General features: G+C 71.0%; 16 protein-coding genes. 7 read left to right on the plus strand and 9 right to left on the minus strand.

The features are described from left to right. Positions 1-41 precede the first annotated feature (41 nt). Entirely contained in the window at positions 42-668 is a 627-nt protein-coding gene (locus IF78_RS0101560) for a winged helix-turn-helix transcriptional regulator (protein WP_031475467.1), read from the minus strand. 87 nt (positions 669-755) lie between these two features. On the opposite strand from IF78_RS0101560, the gene IF78_RS0101565 reads away from it, so the two are divergent. Continuing rightward, positions 756-1,964, plus strand: coding sequence for a pyridoxal phosphate-dependent aminotransferase (locus IF78_RS0101565; protein WP_031475465.1), 1,209 nt, complete (start codon positions 756-758; stop codon positions 1,962-1,964). A gap of 55 nt (positions 1,965-2,019) precedes the next feature. On the opposite strand, the gene IF78_RS0101570 is transcribed toward IF78_RS0101565, so the two are convergent. Then, a complete protein-coding gene (locus tag IF78_RS0101570) occupies positions 2,020-6,582 on the minus strand; it encodes a type I polyketide synthase (RefSeq protein ID WP_031475463.1) in 4,563 nt (1,520 codons plus the stop codon). Between the two features lie 225 nt (positions 6,583-6,807). On the opposite strand from IF78_RS0101570, the gene IF78_RS0101575 reads away from it, so the two are divergent. The 4 genes from IF78_RS0101575 (at position 6,808) to IF78_RS0101590 (ending at position 9,130) form a co-directional block, all read left to right on the plus strand. Beyond that, positions 6,808-7,407, plus strand: coding sequence for a histidine phosphatase family protein (locus IF78_RS0101575; RefSeq protein WP_031475461.1), 600 nt, complete (start codon positions 6,808-6,810; stop codon positions 7,405-7,407). A gap of 72 nt (positions 7,408-7,479) precedes the next feature. Further along, positions 7,480-8,112, plus strand: a complete 633-nt coding sequence (locus IF78_RS0101580) for a hypothetical protein (protein ID WP_031475459.1) — start codon at positions 7,480-7,482, stop codon at positions 8,110-8,112. Positions 8,113-8,163: 51 nt separating this feature from the next. Next, the gene (locus IF78_RS0101585; RefSeq protein WP_031475457.1) at positions 8,164-8,586 is read left to right on the plus strand and encodes an acyl-CoA thioesterase; all 423 of its coding nucleotides are present in this window, start codon (positions 8,164-8,166) and stop codon (positions 8,584-8,586) included. Positions 8,587-8,680: 94 nt separating this feature from the next. Next, positions 8,681-9,130, plus strand: a complete 450-nt coding sequence (locus IF78_RS0101590) for a hypothetical protein (protein WP_031475456.1) — start codon at positions 8,681-8,683, stop codon at positions 9,128-9,130. A gap of 74 nt (positions 9,131-9,204) precedes the next feature. Here the strand turns inward: IF78_RS0101590 and IF78_RS0101595 are convergent, their stop codons facing one another. The 7 genes from IF78_RS0101595 to IF78_RS0101625 form a co-directional block, all read right to left on the minus strand. Then, on the minus strand, positions 9,205-10,578 hold the full coding sequence (locus tag IF78_RS0101595) for a nucleobase:cation symporter-2 family protein (RefSeq protein ID WP_031475454.1): 1,374 nt from the start codon (positions 10,576-10,578) through the stop codon (positions 9,205-9,207). Between the two features lie 290 nt (positions 10,579-10,868). Continuing rightward, positions 10,869-12,248 (minus strand): 8-oxoguanine deaminase, encoded by a 1,380-nt coding sequence (locus IF78_RS0101600; protein ID WP_031475452.1) that lies wholly within the window; start codon positions 12,246-12,248, stop codon positions 10,869-10,871. Between the two features lie 109 nt (positions 12,249-12,357). Beyond that, the gene (gene pucL, locus IF78_RS0101605) at positions 12,358-13,281 is read right to left on the minus strand and encodes a factor-independent urate hydroxylase (RefSeq protein ID WP_031475450.1); all 924 of its coding nucleotides are present in this window, start codon (positions 13,279-13,281) and stop codon (positions 12,358-12,360) included. Positions 13,282-13,288: 7 nt separating this feature from the next. Then, a complete protein-coding gene (uraH, locus tag IF78_RS0101610) occupies positions 13,289-13,681 on the minus strand; it encodes a hydroxyisourate hydrolase (RefSeq protein WP_031475448.1) in 393 nt (130 codons plus the stop codon). A 4-nt stretch (positions 13,682-13,685) separates the two neighbouring features. After that, the gene (uraD, locus tag IF78_RS0101615) at positions 13,686-14,198 is read right to left on the minus strand and encodes a 2-oxo-4-hydroxy-4-carboxy-5-ureidoimidazoline decarboxylase (RefSeq protein ID WP_031475446.1); all 513 of its coding nucleotides are present in this window, start codon (positions 14,196-14,198) and stop codon (positions 13,686-13,688) included. A 149-nt stretch (positions 14,199-14,347) separates the two neighbouring features. Further along, positions 14,348-14,716, minus strand: coding sequence for a helix-turn-helix domain-containing protein (locus IF78_RS0101620; RefSeq protein WP_031475444.1), 369 nt, complete (start codon positions 14,714-14,716; stop codon positions 14,348-14,350). Next, entirely contained in the window at positions 14,713-14,964 is a 252-nt protein-coding gene (locus IF78_RS0101625) for a YkoF family thiamine-binding protein (RefSeq protein ID WP_031475442.1), read from the minus strand. The genes IF78_RS0101620 and IF78_RS0101625 overlap by 4 nt, the downstream gene beginning before the upstream one ends. 383 nt (positions 14,965-15,347) lie before the next feature. Here IF78_RS0101625 and IF78_RS0101630 point away from each other — a divergent pair, with 383 nt between their 5' ends. Both IF78_RS0101630 and IF78_RS0101635 read left to right on the plus strand, forming a co-directional pair. Next, positions 15,348-16,169 (plus strand): TIM barrel protein, encoded by an 822-nt coding sequence (locus tag IF78_RS0101630; RefSeq protein WP_031475440.1) that lies wholly within the window; start codon positions 15,348-15,350, stop codon positions 16,167-16,169. Positions 16,170-16,196: 27 nt separating this feature from the next. Beyond that, on the plus strand, positions 16,197-17,111 hold the full coding sequence (locus IF78_RS0101635; RefSeq protein ID WP_031475438.1) for a 2-hydroxy-3-oxopropionate reductase: 915 nt from the start codon (positions 16,197-16,199) through the stop codon (positions 17,109-17,111). Positions 17,112-17,222: the final 111 nt, after the last annotated feature.

Below are 17,222 nucleotides of genomic sequence, written 5' to 3' on the forward strand. Positions count from 1 at the left end.
ATGGCCCGCCGTACTCAACCGTACGGCGGGCCTTTCGCCGCTCAGATGTCGAGCAGCGCCTTGGCCAGGGTCCCGTCCCCGCTCACCTCGATACGACCGTTCCGTACCGCATCGGCCACGCTCAACTCCCCCCGTGCGACCGCCTCGCAGGTCCCGGAGTCCAGCACCAGCCGCGCATCGGGCTCACCCGGAGCGGGCCCGTCCCCGTAGACCGGCCCGTCCTCGGCCCCGACGTACAAGTGGAACTCCCCCTCCTCCAGCCGCACTTCGACGACGCCGACCCCCTCCAACGCCCGCAGCAGAGGCAGCGCGAACCAGTGCGCGCGCACCGCGTCGGTCGGCCGCCGCTCACCGAGCTCGGCCTGCCCCCACTCCCCCAGCGCCTGCAGCACGGGCAGCAACTCCCGCCCCCGACCGGTGAGTTCGTACACGTACGCCGCTCCGGGCGGCGGCAGCCGGCGCCGCGTGCTGATGCCGTCCCGCTCCATGTCCTTCAGCCGAGAGGCGAGTACGTCGGTACTGACGCCCGGCAGGTCGGCGTGCAGGTCGGTGTAGCGCCGCGGGCCGGCCAGCAGCTCCCGGACGATCAGCAGGGTCCAGCGGTCGCCGACGGCGTCGAGCGCGCGGGCGGCGGAACAGTACTGGTCGTAGCTTCGGCGAGGTGACATGCGACGCAGTCTAGACATGTTGTTGGACTTTCCAAGCTCGAACTTGGTAAAACCAAGCAACACACGAAACCGGAGGGGCGAGCGCGTATGGAGTTCCGGCAGTCGAACAAGCTCAGCGAGGTCTGTTACGAGATCCGCGGCCCGGTGATCGAGCACGCCGACGCGCTGGAGAAGGCGGGCCACAGCGTGCTGCGCCTGAACACCGGCAACCCCGCGCTCTTCGGCTTCGAGGCGCCGGAGGAGATCCTCCAGGACATGATCCGGATGCTGCCCCGGGCGCACGGCTACACCGACTCGCGCGGTGTCCTCTCCGCCCGCCGGGCCGTGGCCCAGCGCTACCAGACGCTCGGCCTGGAGGTCGGCGTCGACGACGTCTTCCTCGGCAACGGCGTGTCCGAGCTGGTGTCCATGGCCGTACAGGCGCTGGTCGAGGACGGCGACGAGATCCTCATCCCCGCCCCGGACTTCCCGCTGTGGACGGCGGTGACGACCCTGGCCGGCGGCAAGGCGGTGCACTACCTCTGCGACGAGCAGGCCGAGTGGTACCCGGACCTGGAAGACATGGCCTCGAAGATCACGGACCGCACCAAGGCCGTGGTCATCATCAACCCCAACAACCCGACGGGCGCTGTCTACCCGAAGGAGATCGTCGAGGGCATCCTCGACCTGGCCCGCCGCCACGGCCTCATGGTCTTCGCCGACGAGATCTACGACCAGATCCTGTACGACGACGCCGTGCACCACTCGGCCGCCGCCCTCGCCCCCGACCTCGTCGTTCTCACCTTCTGCGGCCTGTCGAAGACGTACCGCGTGGCGGGCTTCCGCTCCGGCTGGCTGGTCGTCACCGGCCCGAAGCAGCACGCGAAGGACTACCTGGAGGGCCTGACGATGCTGGCCTCCATGCGGCTGTGCGCCAACGCGCCCGCCCAGTACGCCATCCAGGCCGCGCTCGGCGGCCGCCAGTCGATCCGTGAGCTGACCAACCCCGGCGGCCGCCTGCACGAACAGCGCACCGTGGCCTGGGAGAAGCTCAACGAGATCCCCGGCGTCTCGTGCGTGAAGCCGAAGGGCGCGCTGTACGCCTTCCCGCGCCTCGACCCCAAGGTCCACAAGATCCACGACGACGAGAAGTTCGTCCTGGACCTGCTGCTGCGGGAGAAGATCCAGGTGGTCCAGGGCACGGGCTTCAACTGGCCGACTCCCGATCACTTCCGGATCCTGACCCTGCCGTACGCGGAGGACCTGGAGGCGGCCATCGGGCGGATCGGGCGGTTCCTGAGCGGGTACCGCCAATAGCGCAGGGCCCGCCGTGGGGTGACCGGGACCGCGCCCGCATGATGACCGGGTCCGGTCACGCGGCGGCCGCGACACGGACGTCCCGCAGCTGTTCCGCCAACGCCGCCACGGTGAACCGGATCTGGTCGGGCGTGTGGTCGCACGTCACGAAGAACCGCAGCCGGGACAGCTCCTCGGGGACCGCCGGGTGCAGGATCGGGTTGACGCTCACGCCCCGCCGGAAGAGCTCCCGGGCCAGCCACAGCGTGCGCGCCGAATCCCCCACGACGCACGGCACGATCGGCGTGTCGTGGCTGTGCCCGGTGTCGATCCCCGCCTCGCGGGCCAGGCGCACGAACAGCGCGGAGTTCTCCCGCAGCCGCGCCAGCCGCTCCGGCTCGGCCCGCATCAGCCGCAGTGCGGCCAGCGAGGCGGCCGTGTTCGCGGGGGTCATGCCCGCGCTGTAGACGAAGCCCGGCGCGGTGTACCGGAGGTACTCGACGACGGCGCGGTTCGCGGCGACATAACCACCGCACCCGGCCAGCGCCTTGGACAGGGTGCCCATCCACAGGTCGACGTCCGGCCGCTCGACGTCGAAGTGCTCGCCGACGCCGCGCCCGGTGGCTCCGAGCACCCCGATGCTGTGTGCCTCGTCGACCATCAGCAGGGCCCCATGCCGGCGCTTGACCTCGACGAGGTCCGGCAGGGCCGCGATGTCGCCGTCCATGCTGTACACGCCCTCGACCACGACGAGCACCCGGCGGTACTGGTGGCGGACCCGGGTGAGGAGGGCGTCCAGGGCGCCCGCGTCGTTGTGCGGGAAGGGGCGCCGGGTGGCGCCGGAGAGCCGGCAGCCCTGCAGGACGCTGTCATGGGCGAGCGCGTCGTGGACGATCAGGTCGCCCGGCCCGACGAGATGCCCGATCACGGTGACGTTGGTGGCGTGTCCGCTCACCATGGTGATCGCGTCCTCCGTGCCGAGCGTGCGGGCGAGTTCGTCCTCCAGCCGCACATGGAGCGGACGGCTCCCGGACAGCAGCCGGCTGGCGGACGCCGACGTGCCGTACCGTTCGACGGCTTCCCCGACCGCCTCGCTCACCTCGGGATGCGTCGCCAGGCCCAGGTAGTTGTAGCCGGAGAAGGAGACGAGTTCCCGGCCGTCGACGACCGTCCGGTCCGTCATCCCGCCCTCGTGGACCAGGAAGTAGGGGTTGGGCAACCGGAGTCGGCCCAGTGTGGCCATGCGCTCCTGGTGTGCGGTGACCTCCGGGAAGCTCTCGATGCGCGTCTGCTCCTCGGGAAGTGCGGGGGCCTCGGCGGTGGGCGCGGTGACCGGTTCGGCCGTCCCGGCGGTGCCCGTGATCTTCGCCGTGATGCCTCCGACGGTCGCCCGGGCACTGTTCTCGTCCATTTTCAGGAACGGCCACCGGCGTCGCAGCGACGCGAACAGGTCGGTCAGCATCAGCGAGTCGAATCCGAGATCCTCGACGAGCACTTGGTCGCTGCGCAGGTGTTCCACGGGGAAGGCGCTGATGCGGGCTATCTGCTCGAGCACCGCGTCCTCAGCCTCGGCACCGGATCCGAGACGGGGTGGTGCGCACGGCCGGGAGGATGTGGCGGGAGCGACGGCCGGGGCAGCGTTCGCGACGTCGGGGCGAGGGGTTTCCACGGCGGGCAGCGTGTCGCTGAGGCGCCTGAGGGCCGACACCTGTTGCTGGATGAGGTCGAGCAGTTCGTACATCGGGTTCTCCTTCCTCATCTGGCTCTCCCTGTTCGTCGGTTGCTCGTCGTTCGGGTCTCCGGTCGGGGCCGAAACGGGCACGGCGCGGCCGGCTCCGTCGCCCGCGGGTCGCGGCACCCAGTAGGGCCGCGTCTCCAGCCGGGCCACCGGCAGGTCCAGCAGCCGGCGATCCCGCTCCCGCACCAGGGCCCGGGGGTCGACCGGGACGCCCAGGACCGCGAGCCGGGCGAGGGCCCGCAGGAACCCGTACGCGTCGTCCGGCGCCGTGCCGTCGGCGGAGACGACGTGGATGTCGCCCCGGTCGGCGAGGTTGCGGCGGACGGAGGTGAGCAGCGAACCGCCGCCCGCCACCTGGAGGAAGACGCGCGCGCCCGCGTCGTAGGCGCCGCGCACGGCGTCACCGAAGCGGACCGGCGCGGACGCGTGACGCGCCCACAGCTCGCGCAGCCGTTCGGGCTCGTCGCACACGGCCCCGCTCACCGCCGAGACGAACGGCACGCGGGGGGCGGCGAGGGGGCGCCGTTCGAGGTCCGCGCGCATGGTGTCGTCGGCCCGGGCAAGGCGCGGGGAGTGAAAGGCGTGCGACACATCGAGCGCGGACGTCACGACGCCGGCCTTCGAGCAGGCGCTTCGTAGCGCGCCGAGCCCCTCCTCGCTGCCGCTGACCACGATCTGCCGCGGCTGGTTGAAGCACGCGAGCCATACGTCGTCGATGCCCCGTACGAGCTCACGGCAGGTCTCCTCGTCGGCCTGCAGGGCGAGCATCCCGCCGTGCGGCTCGGCCTCCGCCTCCCGCAGCACCGCGCCGCGGTGGGCCAGCAGCCGTATGGTCTCGTCGTCGCTGAGGAAGCCGGCGGCCGCGGCTGCCGCGAACTCCCCGACGCTGTGGCCGAGTACGAGGCCGGGGGCGACACCGCAAGCGGCCAGCAGCCGGGTGGCGGCGATCTGCACGGTGCCCAGCAGGGGCTGGCACACCTCCGTCCCGGCCAGCCGTCGCCTGAGCGCCAGCCGCGCCTCGGCCGCGTCGTCCGTCCCGCCGTACAGCAGACCGGCGACGTCGACGCCGGCGGCCTGCCGGGCCACCTCGCCCAGCCTGCCGACGGTCTCCCGGAAGTCGGGGAACCGCTGGTGGAGGTCCCGCATCAGGCCCGGCCGCTGGCTGCCCTGACCGGGGAAGACGAAGGCGACCCGGCGCTCGGCGGGCGGCAGCGGAGCGTCGGCGGCGAAGGCACCGTCGCCGAGATCGCCCCGGGCGCCGTCGGCCAGCTGCCGGCGGGCCCGCCGCAGCCGCTCGGTGAACGCGGCCGGATCGGCGGCCACGATCGCGAGCCGGCTCGGCAGCGGCTCGCGCCCGCCCAGGGTGTGGGCAAGCGCCGCCATCGACGGCGCCGGCGTGCGGTCCAGAGTGTCGAGCAGCGCCCCGGTGTGCTCCAGGAGCGATTCCCGACCGCCCGCCGAGATCAGGGCGAGGTGGGGCTCGGCCACGGATGCGGTGCGGACCGGTCCTCCCGAGGTGGCCGGGGCCGGTGCCTCCTGGAGGACCACGTGGACGTTCGTACCGCCGAAGCCGAACGAGCTGACGGCCGCACACCGCGGGGCGTCGCCGTCCGGCCACGGCCGAGGGGTGTCGGCGATGCGCAGGCCGGCGGCGTCCAGCCCGAGATCCGGACGGGGGGTGAAGTCCGGCTGCGGAACGACCGTACGGTGATGCACGACCAGCGCTGTCTTGATCAGTCCGGCGATGCCCGCGGCGGACAGCGAGTGCCCGATCAGGGCCTTGGCCGAGGAGAGGTGGCACGGGCCGGGGTCCCCGTCCGCGTGCTCGGTCCGCAGCCGGCGCAGCGCTTCCACCTCCACGCGGTCGCCGACGGAGGTGGCCGTGCCGTGGGCCTCGACGAAGCCCACGGCGGAGGGCGGCAGACCCGCGTCGGCGAAGGCACGGCGCATGGCCCGCAGCTGGCCTTCGGCGGTGGGGACCAGGGGTCCGGGGGCGGTGCCGTCGTTCGCCGAGCCGATGCCCTTGATGACGGCGTAGACACGGTCACCGGCGGCGAGCGCGTCCCGCAGCGGCCGTACGACGACGACGCCGGCGCCCTCGCCGAGGACGAAGCCGTCGGCCCGCTCGTCGAACGGCCGGCACACCCCGCTGGCCGACAGGGCGCCCAGGCGGGAGAAGCCCACGAGGCTGTCCGGGGTGAGGCTGAGGTAGACACCGCCGACCACGGCCATCGCGCAGGTCCCCCGGCGCAGCTGGAGCACCGCCTGGTCGAGGGCGATCAGGGAGCTGGAGCAGGCGGCGTCGACGGCGAAGCTGGGGCCGCCGAGGTCGAAGTGCCGGCTCACGGCGGCGGGCGCCATGTTGAGCAGGCTCCCCGGCAGGGCGAAGGCCTGGAGGGGGCTGAGCTGCTCGGTGGCCCGGTCCCGCAGGGCCCGCAGGAGGTCGGGGTCGGCCGTGCCGCCGAGCGACCCGTCGGCGAGGGCGACGGCCCGCAGGCGGGCCGTCATGAGCTCCTTGTAGTCGGACACCGACAGGCCGAAGAAGACGCCGGTGTTCTCCCGGTCGAAGCCGCCCCGGCCCATCCCCGCGTCGTCGAGGGCCTCGCGGGTCACGTCGAGCATCAGCCGGTGCTGCGGATCCATGGCCTCGACGCGGCGGGGCGGCATGCCGTAGTGCAGGGCGGCGAAGCGGTCCACCTCGTCCAGGAAGGCGACCTGGTCGGTGTACGCGGTGTCGCCGGCGGACCGGTCGGCGGGTGCGTGGAACGTGTCGTGGTTCCAGCGGTCCGCGGGCACCGGGGCGAACTGCCGCTCCGCGCCGTGGAGGAGTTTCCAGTACGCCTGGCTGTCCCGGGCGCCGGGGAAGCGACAGCCGAGTCCGACGATGGCGATGTCATTCATGGGGAGACCTGCTTGGTTCGGGTGGCCGGGGCGGGCGGTCGACTGCCACGCTCCCCCGCAACCGGGGAGGCGCTCCAGCCCCGGCTGTTCGCCGCTTGACGGGTGGCGGCTCATCCGCTAGACGGGCCCGGTTCCCACGGGAACGGCCGTCCGGCCCAGCCCGTCCTGCGGGCCGCCGCAGCCCTGTGGCACGGTGCCGGGAAGGCGAGCTGGAAGGGTGCGCGCGTGGCTGATCTGTTTCTCGTCCGGCACGGTGAGACCGAGTGGTCGCGGTCCGGGCGGCACACGGGATGGACGGACGTGCCCCTCACCGAGCGCGGGCGGGAGGAGGCGCGGCGGCTGGTGCCGTTGATCCGGTCGCACCGGATCGGGGCCGCCTTCGTCAGCCCGGCGCAGCGGGCCCGGGAGACCGCCGAGCTGATCGGGCTGCACGACGTGCGGGTCGACCCGGATCTGCGCGAGTGGGACTACGGCGGGTACGAGGGGATCACGACCGTCGAGATCCAGCGCGAGCGGCCGGGGTGGTTCCTGTTCACGGACGGGGTCGCGCCCGGGCCGCCCGACCGTCCCGGGGAGAGCCCGGAACAGGTCGGGGAGCGCGCGGACCGGATGCTGGCCAAGGTGGACGCGGCGTTCGCCAACAACGAGGGGTGCGTGGTGCTGGTGGCGCACGGGCACTTCCTGCGGGTGCTCACGGCCCGGCGGCTCGGGCTGCCGGCCGCGCAGGGGGCGCTGTTCCAGCTGGCCACGGGGACGGTGTGCCGGCTGGGCACGGAGCATGGGCGGCCGGTGATCGCCGGGTGGAATGTCAGACCCGGGCCGTAGCCTTCCCAGCAGACAGGGCGGTGCCTGCGCGAGAGGTGCGGCCCGTGCCCGACGTCTGGGGAGGAGCACGCCGTGACGAGACCACCGACCGCGGCTCAGCGGCGTGTCATCGACGCCGCCGATCCCGTGACCGGTCGGGTCAGAGGTACGCAGGCGCAGCTCGCGGCGCTGGTGAAGCGGGGGCTGGCCTTCCGGCACCCGCGGCCCCCGCACGATCACTTTCTGACGCCGGCGGGGCATCGGATACGGGAGGAGGCGGAGCCGACAGCGCCTCCGCAGCCCGCGGCTCCCGCGGCCGACGGGGTGTTCGCCGCCCGGATCGGCGGGGAGGAGGACGCGCCGAAGACCGGACCGGCCCGCGTCCGGGAGGTGCACAGCGCCTGGCAGGGGCTGCTGGAGCTGCGCCGGATGACCAACCCGGACGGGGCCATGGACCGGCCGTGCGCGTGGGAGCGGACGCATCTGGTGCAGGCCGCCGCGCTCGCCCTGGAGGCCGCCGGGCACGCTCCGGCCGAGCGGGAGGCGGCGGAGGGGTACCGGGTGCGGGCCACCCCGCAGCCCGAGGCCGTGGCCGTGCACGAGCCGGACGGTGCGCGTCTGCGAGCCTGCGCGGCCACACTGGAGGAGGCGGGCTGGCAGGTCGGCGAACACACCGAGCCCCGCACCAGAGCGCGCTATCTGCTGGCGTCCCCACGCCGGGCATGACCGGCATGCCAAGATCGGTGCACAGGGCATCGAGCATGAGAAGGGGAAACAGTGAGCGAGCCGTTCTCCGTCCGGATCACCGTGCGCGGCTATGAGACGGATGTGCAGGGGCACGTCAACCAGAGCGTGTACATCAACTATGCGGAGCACGCCCGGTGGTCGCTGCTCCAGGCCGCGGGCATCACCCAGACGGGGCTCATAGGCAAGGGGGTGGGTCCGGTCGCGCTGGAGACGACCGTCCGCTACAAGCGGGAGCTCCTCGCCGGTGACGAGGTCGACGTGACCTGCTCCTTCGAGTGGTCGGGCGGCAAGACCTTCCGCATCCACCAGACCATGCGCAAGGCGGACGGCACGGTGGCGGCCGAACTCACGGCGGTGGGCGGCCTGCTGGACCTCCAGGAACGCAGGATGGTGGCCAACCCGCAGGACTACTTCAAGGAACTGGCCACGGACCCGAGCCTGTTCGGGCTCTAGTCACCGGCACGGCACGGGAGAGCACAACCATTCGCATGCCCCGCGGGTCACACCATGCAGGAGCAACCACCTCCAATGGTTACCAGGGGGAAATATGCGATTCACCCGATCTGCGCTGTCCGCCGCCGCGTTAGCGGCCCTGACGGTGGGGACCACGGCCGCCCTGACGGCACCCGCCTCCGCGGCGCCCAACACCACACCGCAGAAGGTCTGCGGAAGCGCCTACAAGACCGTGAACTCGGCACCCGTCGGCTCGCTCGGCACCGTCTACCTGACGTACAACGCCTCCAACGGCAAGAACTGCGTGGCGACCATCCGGAACAACCCGGGCACCGCCAGGGACATGTCCGCGTGGGTGTACATCCCGGACACCGAGGAGTACGACGAGGACTACGGGCGCTACACGTCGTACGCCGGGCCGACCTACGTCTACGGCAAGGCCCACTGCGTGGACTGGGGCGGTCACATCAGCAACGTGTACGTGCAGATCACGGGCTCCAACTGCGGCGCCCTGAAGGAGCACCGGGTCACCTACACCCGCTGACCCGGCACAGTGAGAACGGCTCGCCCTGGCAGGACTCGCGGAGTTCTGCCAGGGCGAACGCGTGTTCGCCGGCCTCAAGGCGTGGTGGTCACCGGTTCCATCGGGGCCGTGACCTCGTCGGCCTCACGTCCCTTGCCCAGGTGGTTGAAGACGAGGTTCAGCACCACCGCCGCCACACAGCCCGTCGAGATCCCCGAGTCCAGCACGATCCGCACCGTCTCCGGGAAGGCGTGGTAGAACTCCGGCGCGGTGATCGGGACGATGCCGACGGCCAGTGAGACGGCGACGATCAGGACGTTGTTGTCCTTCTCCAGGCCGGCCTTGACCAAGGTCTGGATGCCGCTGGCGGCCACCGAACCGAAGAGGACCACGCCGGCGCCGCCGAGCACGGGGCGCGGGACGACCGCGATGAGCGACGCGGCCATCGGGCACAGGCCCATCAGCACCAGGAACCCGCCGCCCACGGCGACGACGTACCGGCTGCGGATCCTCGTCATCGCGACCAGGCCGATGTTCTGCGCGAAGGCGCTGCACATGAAGCCGTTGAAGAGGGGGCTGATCGCCGAGCCGAGGGTGTCGGCGCGCAGGCCCGCCGCGATGGTCTTCTCGTCGGCCGGGCGCTCGACGATCTCCCCCAGCGCCAGCATGTCGGCGGTCGACTCGGTCATCGACACCACCATCACCACGCACATCGAGATGATCGCGGCGAGCTGGAACTGCGGGGCGCCGAAGTGGAACGGGGTCGGGAAGCCGATGACGTCCGCGTCCGCCACCGGGCCGAAGTCCGTGACGCCGAACGGGATCGCGATCAGCGTGCCGACGACCAGGCCGAGGAGTACGGCGATCTGCTTGACGAAGCCGCGGGTGAAGCGGCGCAGCAGCAGGACGATCAGCAGGGTTCCGGCCGCCAGTCCCAGGTTCGTGGCCGAACCGTAGTCGTCCGCCGCCGGATTGGGACCCTGCGCCCAGCCGAAGGCGACCGGCAGCAGCGAGATGCCGATCAGCGTGATGACCGTACCCGTCACCACCGGCGGGAAGAAGCGCACCGCCTTGCTGAAGAAGGGGGCGGCGAGGAAGCCCAGGAGGCCGGCGACGATGACCGCGCCGAAGATGATCGGCAGCGCGTCGGACTTGTCCTCGGTGGAGGCGACGATCGCGGTCATGGGGGCGACGCCGGCGAAGGTGACGCCGTTGACGAACGGCAGCCGGGCGCCGATCTTCCAGATGCCGAGGGTCTGGAGGAAGGTGGCGAGGCCCGCTGTGAAGAGGCAGGCGCCGGTGAGGAAGGTCAGTTCGGTGGCGGACAGGCCTATGGCCGCCCCGACGATCAGGGGTGGGGCGACGACTCCCGCGTACATGGCGGCCACGTGCTGCAGGCCGGTGGTCGCCATTTTCAGGGCGGGGAGTTTCTCGTCGACAGGGTGGGGTGAAACGGGCTGGGCGGACACTGCGGCTCTCCTCCGGTCGGTTGAACGCGTCGGCTCTGACGCGGGTTCAAGGAGGTGGTGCAAGCGGTCATGGGGGTACCTCCCGCTCGAGCGAATTCGAGAGTGGGGGAGGGACCAGGGACGGGCCCGTTCTGGGGGAAACGGAGACCGTTCCGGGGCGCGTGCGTCCAACACGCGCCCCGGCGACGGCCGCCATGGACCCCGCTCGGGTCCACGGCTGCCGACCGGGAGCCGTCCCTCCCGGCCGGAGATCAAGTGCCGTATCGAGTAAGGAGATTTCAGTACGGCGATCAGGCCTGCGCCGAGATCCGCGCGAGGCGCTGTGCTTCCGCCCGCGTCGATCGCGCGATGGCGTCCTCGTCGGCCGTGAGCAGCCGTCCGTCCTCCACGATCTGCCGGCCGTTCACGAACGACGCGGTGACCGGTGCCGCGGCACCGAAGACCAGCGCGGTCACCGGGTCGGCGATGGAGGCGTGGGCGAGCGTGTCCAGCTTCCACAGCACGAGGTCGGCCAGCTTGCCCGGCTCCAGGGAGCCGATCTCGCTCGCCCGGCCGAGGACCTGGGCACCGCCGTACGTCCCGAGCCGCAGCGCCTGACGGGCGTTCAGGGCGGCCTCGCGGTGGGCGCCGAGGCGGTTGATGAGGAGAGCGTTGCGCAGCTCGGTGTGCAGTTCGCCGGACTCGTTGGAGGCCGTGCCGTCGACGCCGAGGCCGACCGGGACGCCGGCCGCGAGCATGTCCGGGACGCGGGCGATGCCGGCCGCGAGGCGGGCGTTCGACGACGGGCAGTGCGCCACACCCGTCTTCGTGCGGGCGAAGGCGGCGATGTCGGAGTCGTTCATGTGGACGCAGTGCGCCATCCACACGTCCTCGCCGAGCCAGCCGGTGGACTCGAAGTAGTCGGTCGGGCCCATGCCGAACAGCTCGTGGCAGAACTTCTCCTCCTCCACGGTCTCCGAGCCGTGGGTGTGCATGCGCACGCCGAGGCGGCGGGCGAGCTCAGCACCCTGCCTGAGCAGTTCGGTGGAGATGGAGAACGGGGAGCAGGGGGCGACGGCGACCTGGGTCATCGCGTCGAAGGAGGCGTCGTGGTGCTGCTTGACGGTCTCCTCGGTCGCGGCCAGCGCGCCTTCGAGGGTCTCGACGGCGAAGTCCGGCGGCAGCCCGCCGTCCTTCTCACTGCGGTCCATGGAGCCACGGGCGAGCGTGAAGCGGACGCCCATGTCGCGTGCGGCCCCGATGATCGCGCCGGACAGGTCGCCGGAGCCCTTCGGGTAGACGTAGTGATGGTCCATGGCGGTGGTGACACCACCGCGGGCCATCATCGCCAGCGAGCCCTGCGCGGCTGAGCGCACCATCTGCTCGTCGATGCGCGCCCAGGTCGGGTAGAGGGCGACGAGCCAGTTGAAGAGGTTGTGGTCCGTGGCCAGGCCGCGGGTGATCCACTGGTAGAAGTGGTGGTGCGTGTTGATCAGGCCGGGGGTCACCAGGTGCCCGGTGGCGTCGACACGGCGTACGACGTTCTCCAGGCCCTCGGGGGCACTGCCCGCGCCGAGCGACTCGATGCGGTTGTCCGCGATGACGATGTGGCCGGTCGGGTACTCGGTGTCGTTCGCGTCCACGGTCGCGATCGAACAGTTCTCGACGACGATGCGCTGGGCTGCTGCCATGGTTCGTCCTTTGCGCTGATGTGGAGAGGGCACGGCAGGACCCTGGGAGTTTTGAGTGCCGTGACCGGGGAGCCGGGTTCCCCGGTCACGGGTGCCGAAAGGGGGAGGATCAGAGGTTGGTGAGGTCCACCGGGATCTTCGCCTCGCAGCCGTCCCGCAGGATGGTGGCCTCGATCAGGCCGTAGGGGCGGTCGGCGGCGAAGTACACCTCGTTGTCGTTCTTCAGCCCGAACGGCTCCAGGTCCACCAGGAAGTGGTGCTTGTTCGGGAGGGAGAAGCGGACCTCGTCGATCTCGCTGCGGTTGTTGATGATCCGCGAACCCATCTGGTACAGCGTCTGCTGCAGCGACAGCGAGTAGGTCTCGGCGAAGGCCTGGAGCATGTGCTTCTTGGTCTGCTCGTAGGACTTCTCCCAGTTGGGCATCCGCTGCTCGTCGTCGGTCCAGTTGAACCGCCAGCGGCCGGAGACCTGGGTGGCCAGGATGCGGTCGTACGCCTCCTGGAGCGTCGTGTACTTGTCCTTGACGTAGCCCCAGAACTCGGAGTTCGTCGAGTTCATCACGACGAGGTCCTTGAGGCCGGATATGACCTCCCACTTCTCACCGTCGTACGTGATCTGCGTGACGCGGGTCTCCTGGCCCTTGCGGACGAAGGAGTGCTTGACCTCGTCCGCGCCGATGAACTGCGAGTTGGCGTCGGAGGCCTCGATCCGCTCCCAGGCGTACTCCTCGATGCGGATCCGGGCGATCTTGATCGGCTCCTGGCTGGTCACGAAGTGCCGGGCCAGGTGGATGCCGAACTGCTCGGCCGACTCGATGCCGTACTCCTTGGCGAACGCGTACACCGTGTTCTTGGTGGTGTCGGTTGGCAGGACGTTGGCGTTCGAGCCGGAGTAGTGGACCTCGTCCATGTCGCCGCTCAGCGCCACGGAGACGTTGAGGTCCTTGATGTGGTGGGTGGCGCCGTCCCGCGTGATCTTTACGACTCGGTTCTCGGCCTTGCCGTACTGGTTCTGTCCCAGGATCGTGGGCATGTGTCTGCTAGCTCCCTCGGTATACGGAGTAGCCGAACGGGTTGAGCAGCAGCGGCACGTGGTAGTGCTCCCCGGGCTGCACGGCGAAGGTGATCGCCACCTCGGGGAAGAACACGGCACCGCTGTCCCGATTCGCGGGGGCGTCCTGCTGCGCATCGGCTTGCTTCTTCTCGAAGTACGGCTCCACCGCGAAGTCGAGCCGTACGTGTGTGGCCCCCTCCGGCAGCGCCGGGAGGTCCTTGCACCGCCCGTCCGCGTCGGTCGCGGAACCGCCGAGCGCCTGCCACTCGGCGTCCCGGCCGCTGCGGGCCGCGAGCTGGACGGCGACGCCCTCGGCGGGGCGGCCGAGGCTGGTGTCCAGGATGTGCGTGGACACGGAGGCGGTGGTGCTGGTGCTCATGAGGTCAGGCTTCCTCTTCGACGATGCGGGCGAGCCGGATACGGTTGATCTTGCCCAGCTCGATGCGGACGATCTCCCGCTCCTGCTCCGGCGAGTTGCCGATCCGTTCCTTGACCGCGTCGCGCATCTGCTCGCCGGTCCGGCCGGTGGCGCAGATCAGGAAGACATGGCCGAACCTGTCCTGGTACGCCAGGTTGAGTTCGAGCATCTCGGCCTTGAGCTCCTCGGAGGCGCCGGCCATGCCGCGCTGCTCCCGGGCCGAGGTCGGGTCGCCCGGCTTGGGGCGGCCGATCGGCGGGTGCCCGGCCATGGCCTCGGCCAGGTCCTCGGCGGTCAGCTCGGCCATGGCGGCGTCACTGGCGGCGTAGAGGTCGTCGGCGGTGGCGTAGGGGCGGGCGGCGAGCAGCCGCTTCACCCATGCCGTGGCGGCGCACGCCTCGTGGAGAGCGGCGTGCGCCGCGTGCTCCTCCAGGGCGTTGAACCGGGCCAGGCCCGGGGGCGTGGAATTCGACGTCACGGGAGCCTCCGTGGCCGCGCAGGGCGGCCTTCGTACTGAACGGGCGTGCCGATAGCTAACGCCCTACGACGACGAGACGTCAACACTTTGTTGAAAATTCGCGGTAACGAAACCGGGCCGGTCGCCCCGGCGCCCAGAGGCCGGTCTTCTCAGGCGTTCTTGTCCCGGTTGAGGTAGTTGTAGACCGTGAAGCGGCTCACCCCGAGCGCGCTCGCCACGGTCTCCACGCCGTGCCGCACGGAGAAGGCGCCACGCGCCTCGAGTATCCGCACGACCTCCTGCTTCGCCTTGCGGTCCAGGTCGGCCAGCGGCTTGCCCTTCCGGCGCTCCATGGCGGCCAGGATGTGGTCCAGAGAGTCGGCCAGTTGGGGCAGGCGTACGGCGACCACGTCCGCACCCTCCCAGGAGAGCACGACATCCTCAGGGCCGGCCTCGTCCGGCGGGATGATCTCGCCGCCCATGGCGTCGACCAGCGGCTTCACGGCCGCGATGAAGGGCTCCTCGCCGGTGCCGGTCACTGCTCGCCCTCCCCGACCACGTTGACCTGCAGGGAGATCCGGGTGGCGCCGGCCTCCAGCGTCTTGCGCAGCAGGGCGTCCAGGGCGGTGAGCACGGCGTCGGCACCGCCCTCCGCCGTGTTGCCGAACGGGCCGACGTCCACCGCGTCGAGCTCGGCCGCCTCGATGACCTCGCGGGCGACCAGCGCGTGCGCGGGTGCCTCGTCGAGGTCGAAGGGTTCGGTAGTGAACTCCACTCGCAATCGCATGCTGCCCCCAAAAAACCCTCTGACCTGCACTTCAGCCCGGATGGCACACCGCGAGGGCGCACCAGGGCACAACGGGAGGCACGATCGACAGCACCAGGGCCACGATGCACCGCAGGCCGATCAATTCACGGCGGCGGAGCCGGGTCGCCCGCCCAGCAGCGACTGTATCCGACGGCGAACCCACCCGCCGGGTTCGAGAGGCATGACATGAGCACCGCGCGCGCCGCGTGGCGCCGCCGGTCGCCGCACCGCGCGCGCCGCGACTGACCGACCGACTGCCCCACCCCCTTGACAAGCCACGACGCCCGACGGCAATCTTCCATTAAGCAGAAACGAACTTCCGCATTACGGAATCTCGACAACGGAAGGGAGCGCCGGCCCCCATGGGATTCGCAGAGCAGCGCTTCAACGTCAACCTGTCGATCCTCTTCACGGAACTCCCGCTCCTGGAGCGCCCCGCGGCCGCCGCCGCGGCCGGCTTCACCGCGGTCGAGCTGTGGTGGCCCTGGGTCGACTCCCCCACCCCCGAGCAGTCCGAGCTCGACGCCCTCAAGAAGGCGATCGAGGACGCGGGCGTCCAGCTCACCGGCCTGAACTTCTACGCCGGTCAGCTGCCCGGCCCCGACCGTGGCGCCCTTTCTCTACCGGGCGAGGAGTCGGAGAGGTTCCGCGCCAACATCGACGTGGCCGCCGACTTCGCGCAGTCGCTCGGCTGCAAGGCGCTCAACGCCCTGTACGGCAACCGCGTCGAGGGCGTGGACCCGGCCGAGCAGGACGCGCTGGCGCTGGAGAACCTGGTTCTCGCGGCCCGGGCGGCCGACCGGATCGGCGCGATCCTGCTGATCGAGGCCCTGAACAAGCCCGAGTCGCCGCTGTACCCGCTGGTGTCCGCACCGGCCGCGGTCGGGATCGTCGACAAGGTCAACGAGGCGACGGGACTGGGCAACGCCCGCTTCCTCATGGACCTCTACCACCTGTCCATGAACGGCGAGGACCTGCCGGCCGTGATCGAGCGGTACGCCGCCAGGACCGGCCATGTGCAGATCGCCGACAACCCGGGCCGTGGCGCGCCGGGCACGGGCTCGCTGCCCCTCGAAGACCTCCTCGACCAGCTGAAGAAGGCGGGCTACGACGGCTGGGTCGGCCTCGAGTACAAGCCGGGCGACCGCCCGAGCGCCGAGGCCTTCGACTGGCTGCCCCGCTGACCCCTTTACCTGAAAGGCACCCCCATCATGAGCAACCTCGCAGGTTCTTCCCACCCGACCCGCCCGGCGATTGCCTGGATCGGCCTCGGCATCATGGGCTCCCCCATGTCCGAGAACCTGATCAAGGCGGGCTACCAGGTCACCGGCTTCACTCTGGAACAGGACAAGCTGGACCGCCTCGCCGCCGCGGGCGGCACCGCCGCCGGTTCGATCGCCGAGGCCGTGAAGGACGCCGACGTCGTCATCACGATGGTCCCGGCCTCCCCCCACGTCGAGGCCATCTCCTACGGCCCCGACGGCATCCTGGAGAACGCGAAGGCCGGCGCCCTGCTGATCGACATGTCCTCGATCACCCCGCAGACCTCGGTCGACCTGGCGAAGGCCGCCAAGGACAAGGGCATCCGCGTCCTGGACGCCCCCGTGTCCGGCGGTGAGGCCGGTGCCGTCGAGGCCGTACTGTCGATCATGGTCGGCGGTGAGCAGGCCGACTTCGACCAGGCCAAGCCGATCTTCGAGGCCCTCGGCAAGACCATCGTGCTGTGCGGTCCGCACGGCTCGGGTCAGACCGTGAAGGCGGCCAACCAGCTGATCGTCGCCGTGAACATCCAGGCGTGCGCCGAGGCCGTGGTCTTCCTGGAGAAGTCGGGCGTGGACCTGAACGCCGCGCTGGACGTCCTCAACGGCGGCCTGGCGGGCTCGACCGTGCTGACGCGGAAGAAGGACAACTTCCTGAACCGGGACTTCAAGCCCGGCTTCCGTATCGACCTGCACCACAAGGACATGGGCATCGTGACGGACGCCGCCCGCAACGTCGGCGCCGCCCTGCCGGTCGGTGCCGTGGTGGCCCAGCTGGTCGCGTCCCTGCGCGCCCAGGGCGACGGCGGGCTGGACCACTCCGCGCTGCTGCGCGCGGTCGAGCGCCTCTCCGGCGCCCAGGTCTGACCCACCCGAGACTTCCGGGCGGCGCTCCGCTGACACCTGTCCTGTCGCGCCCAGGCGGGGCGCCGCCCGGAATCAACTTCAACAAACTGTTGACGCTCAGTTTCTCCCACT

Source organism: Streptomyces bicolor, from assembly GCF_000719285.1.
Taxonomy (GTDB): Bacteria; Actinomycetota; Actinomycetes; order Streptomycetales; family Streptomycetaceae; genus Streptomyces; species Streptomyces bicolor.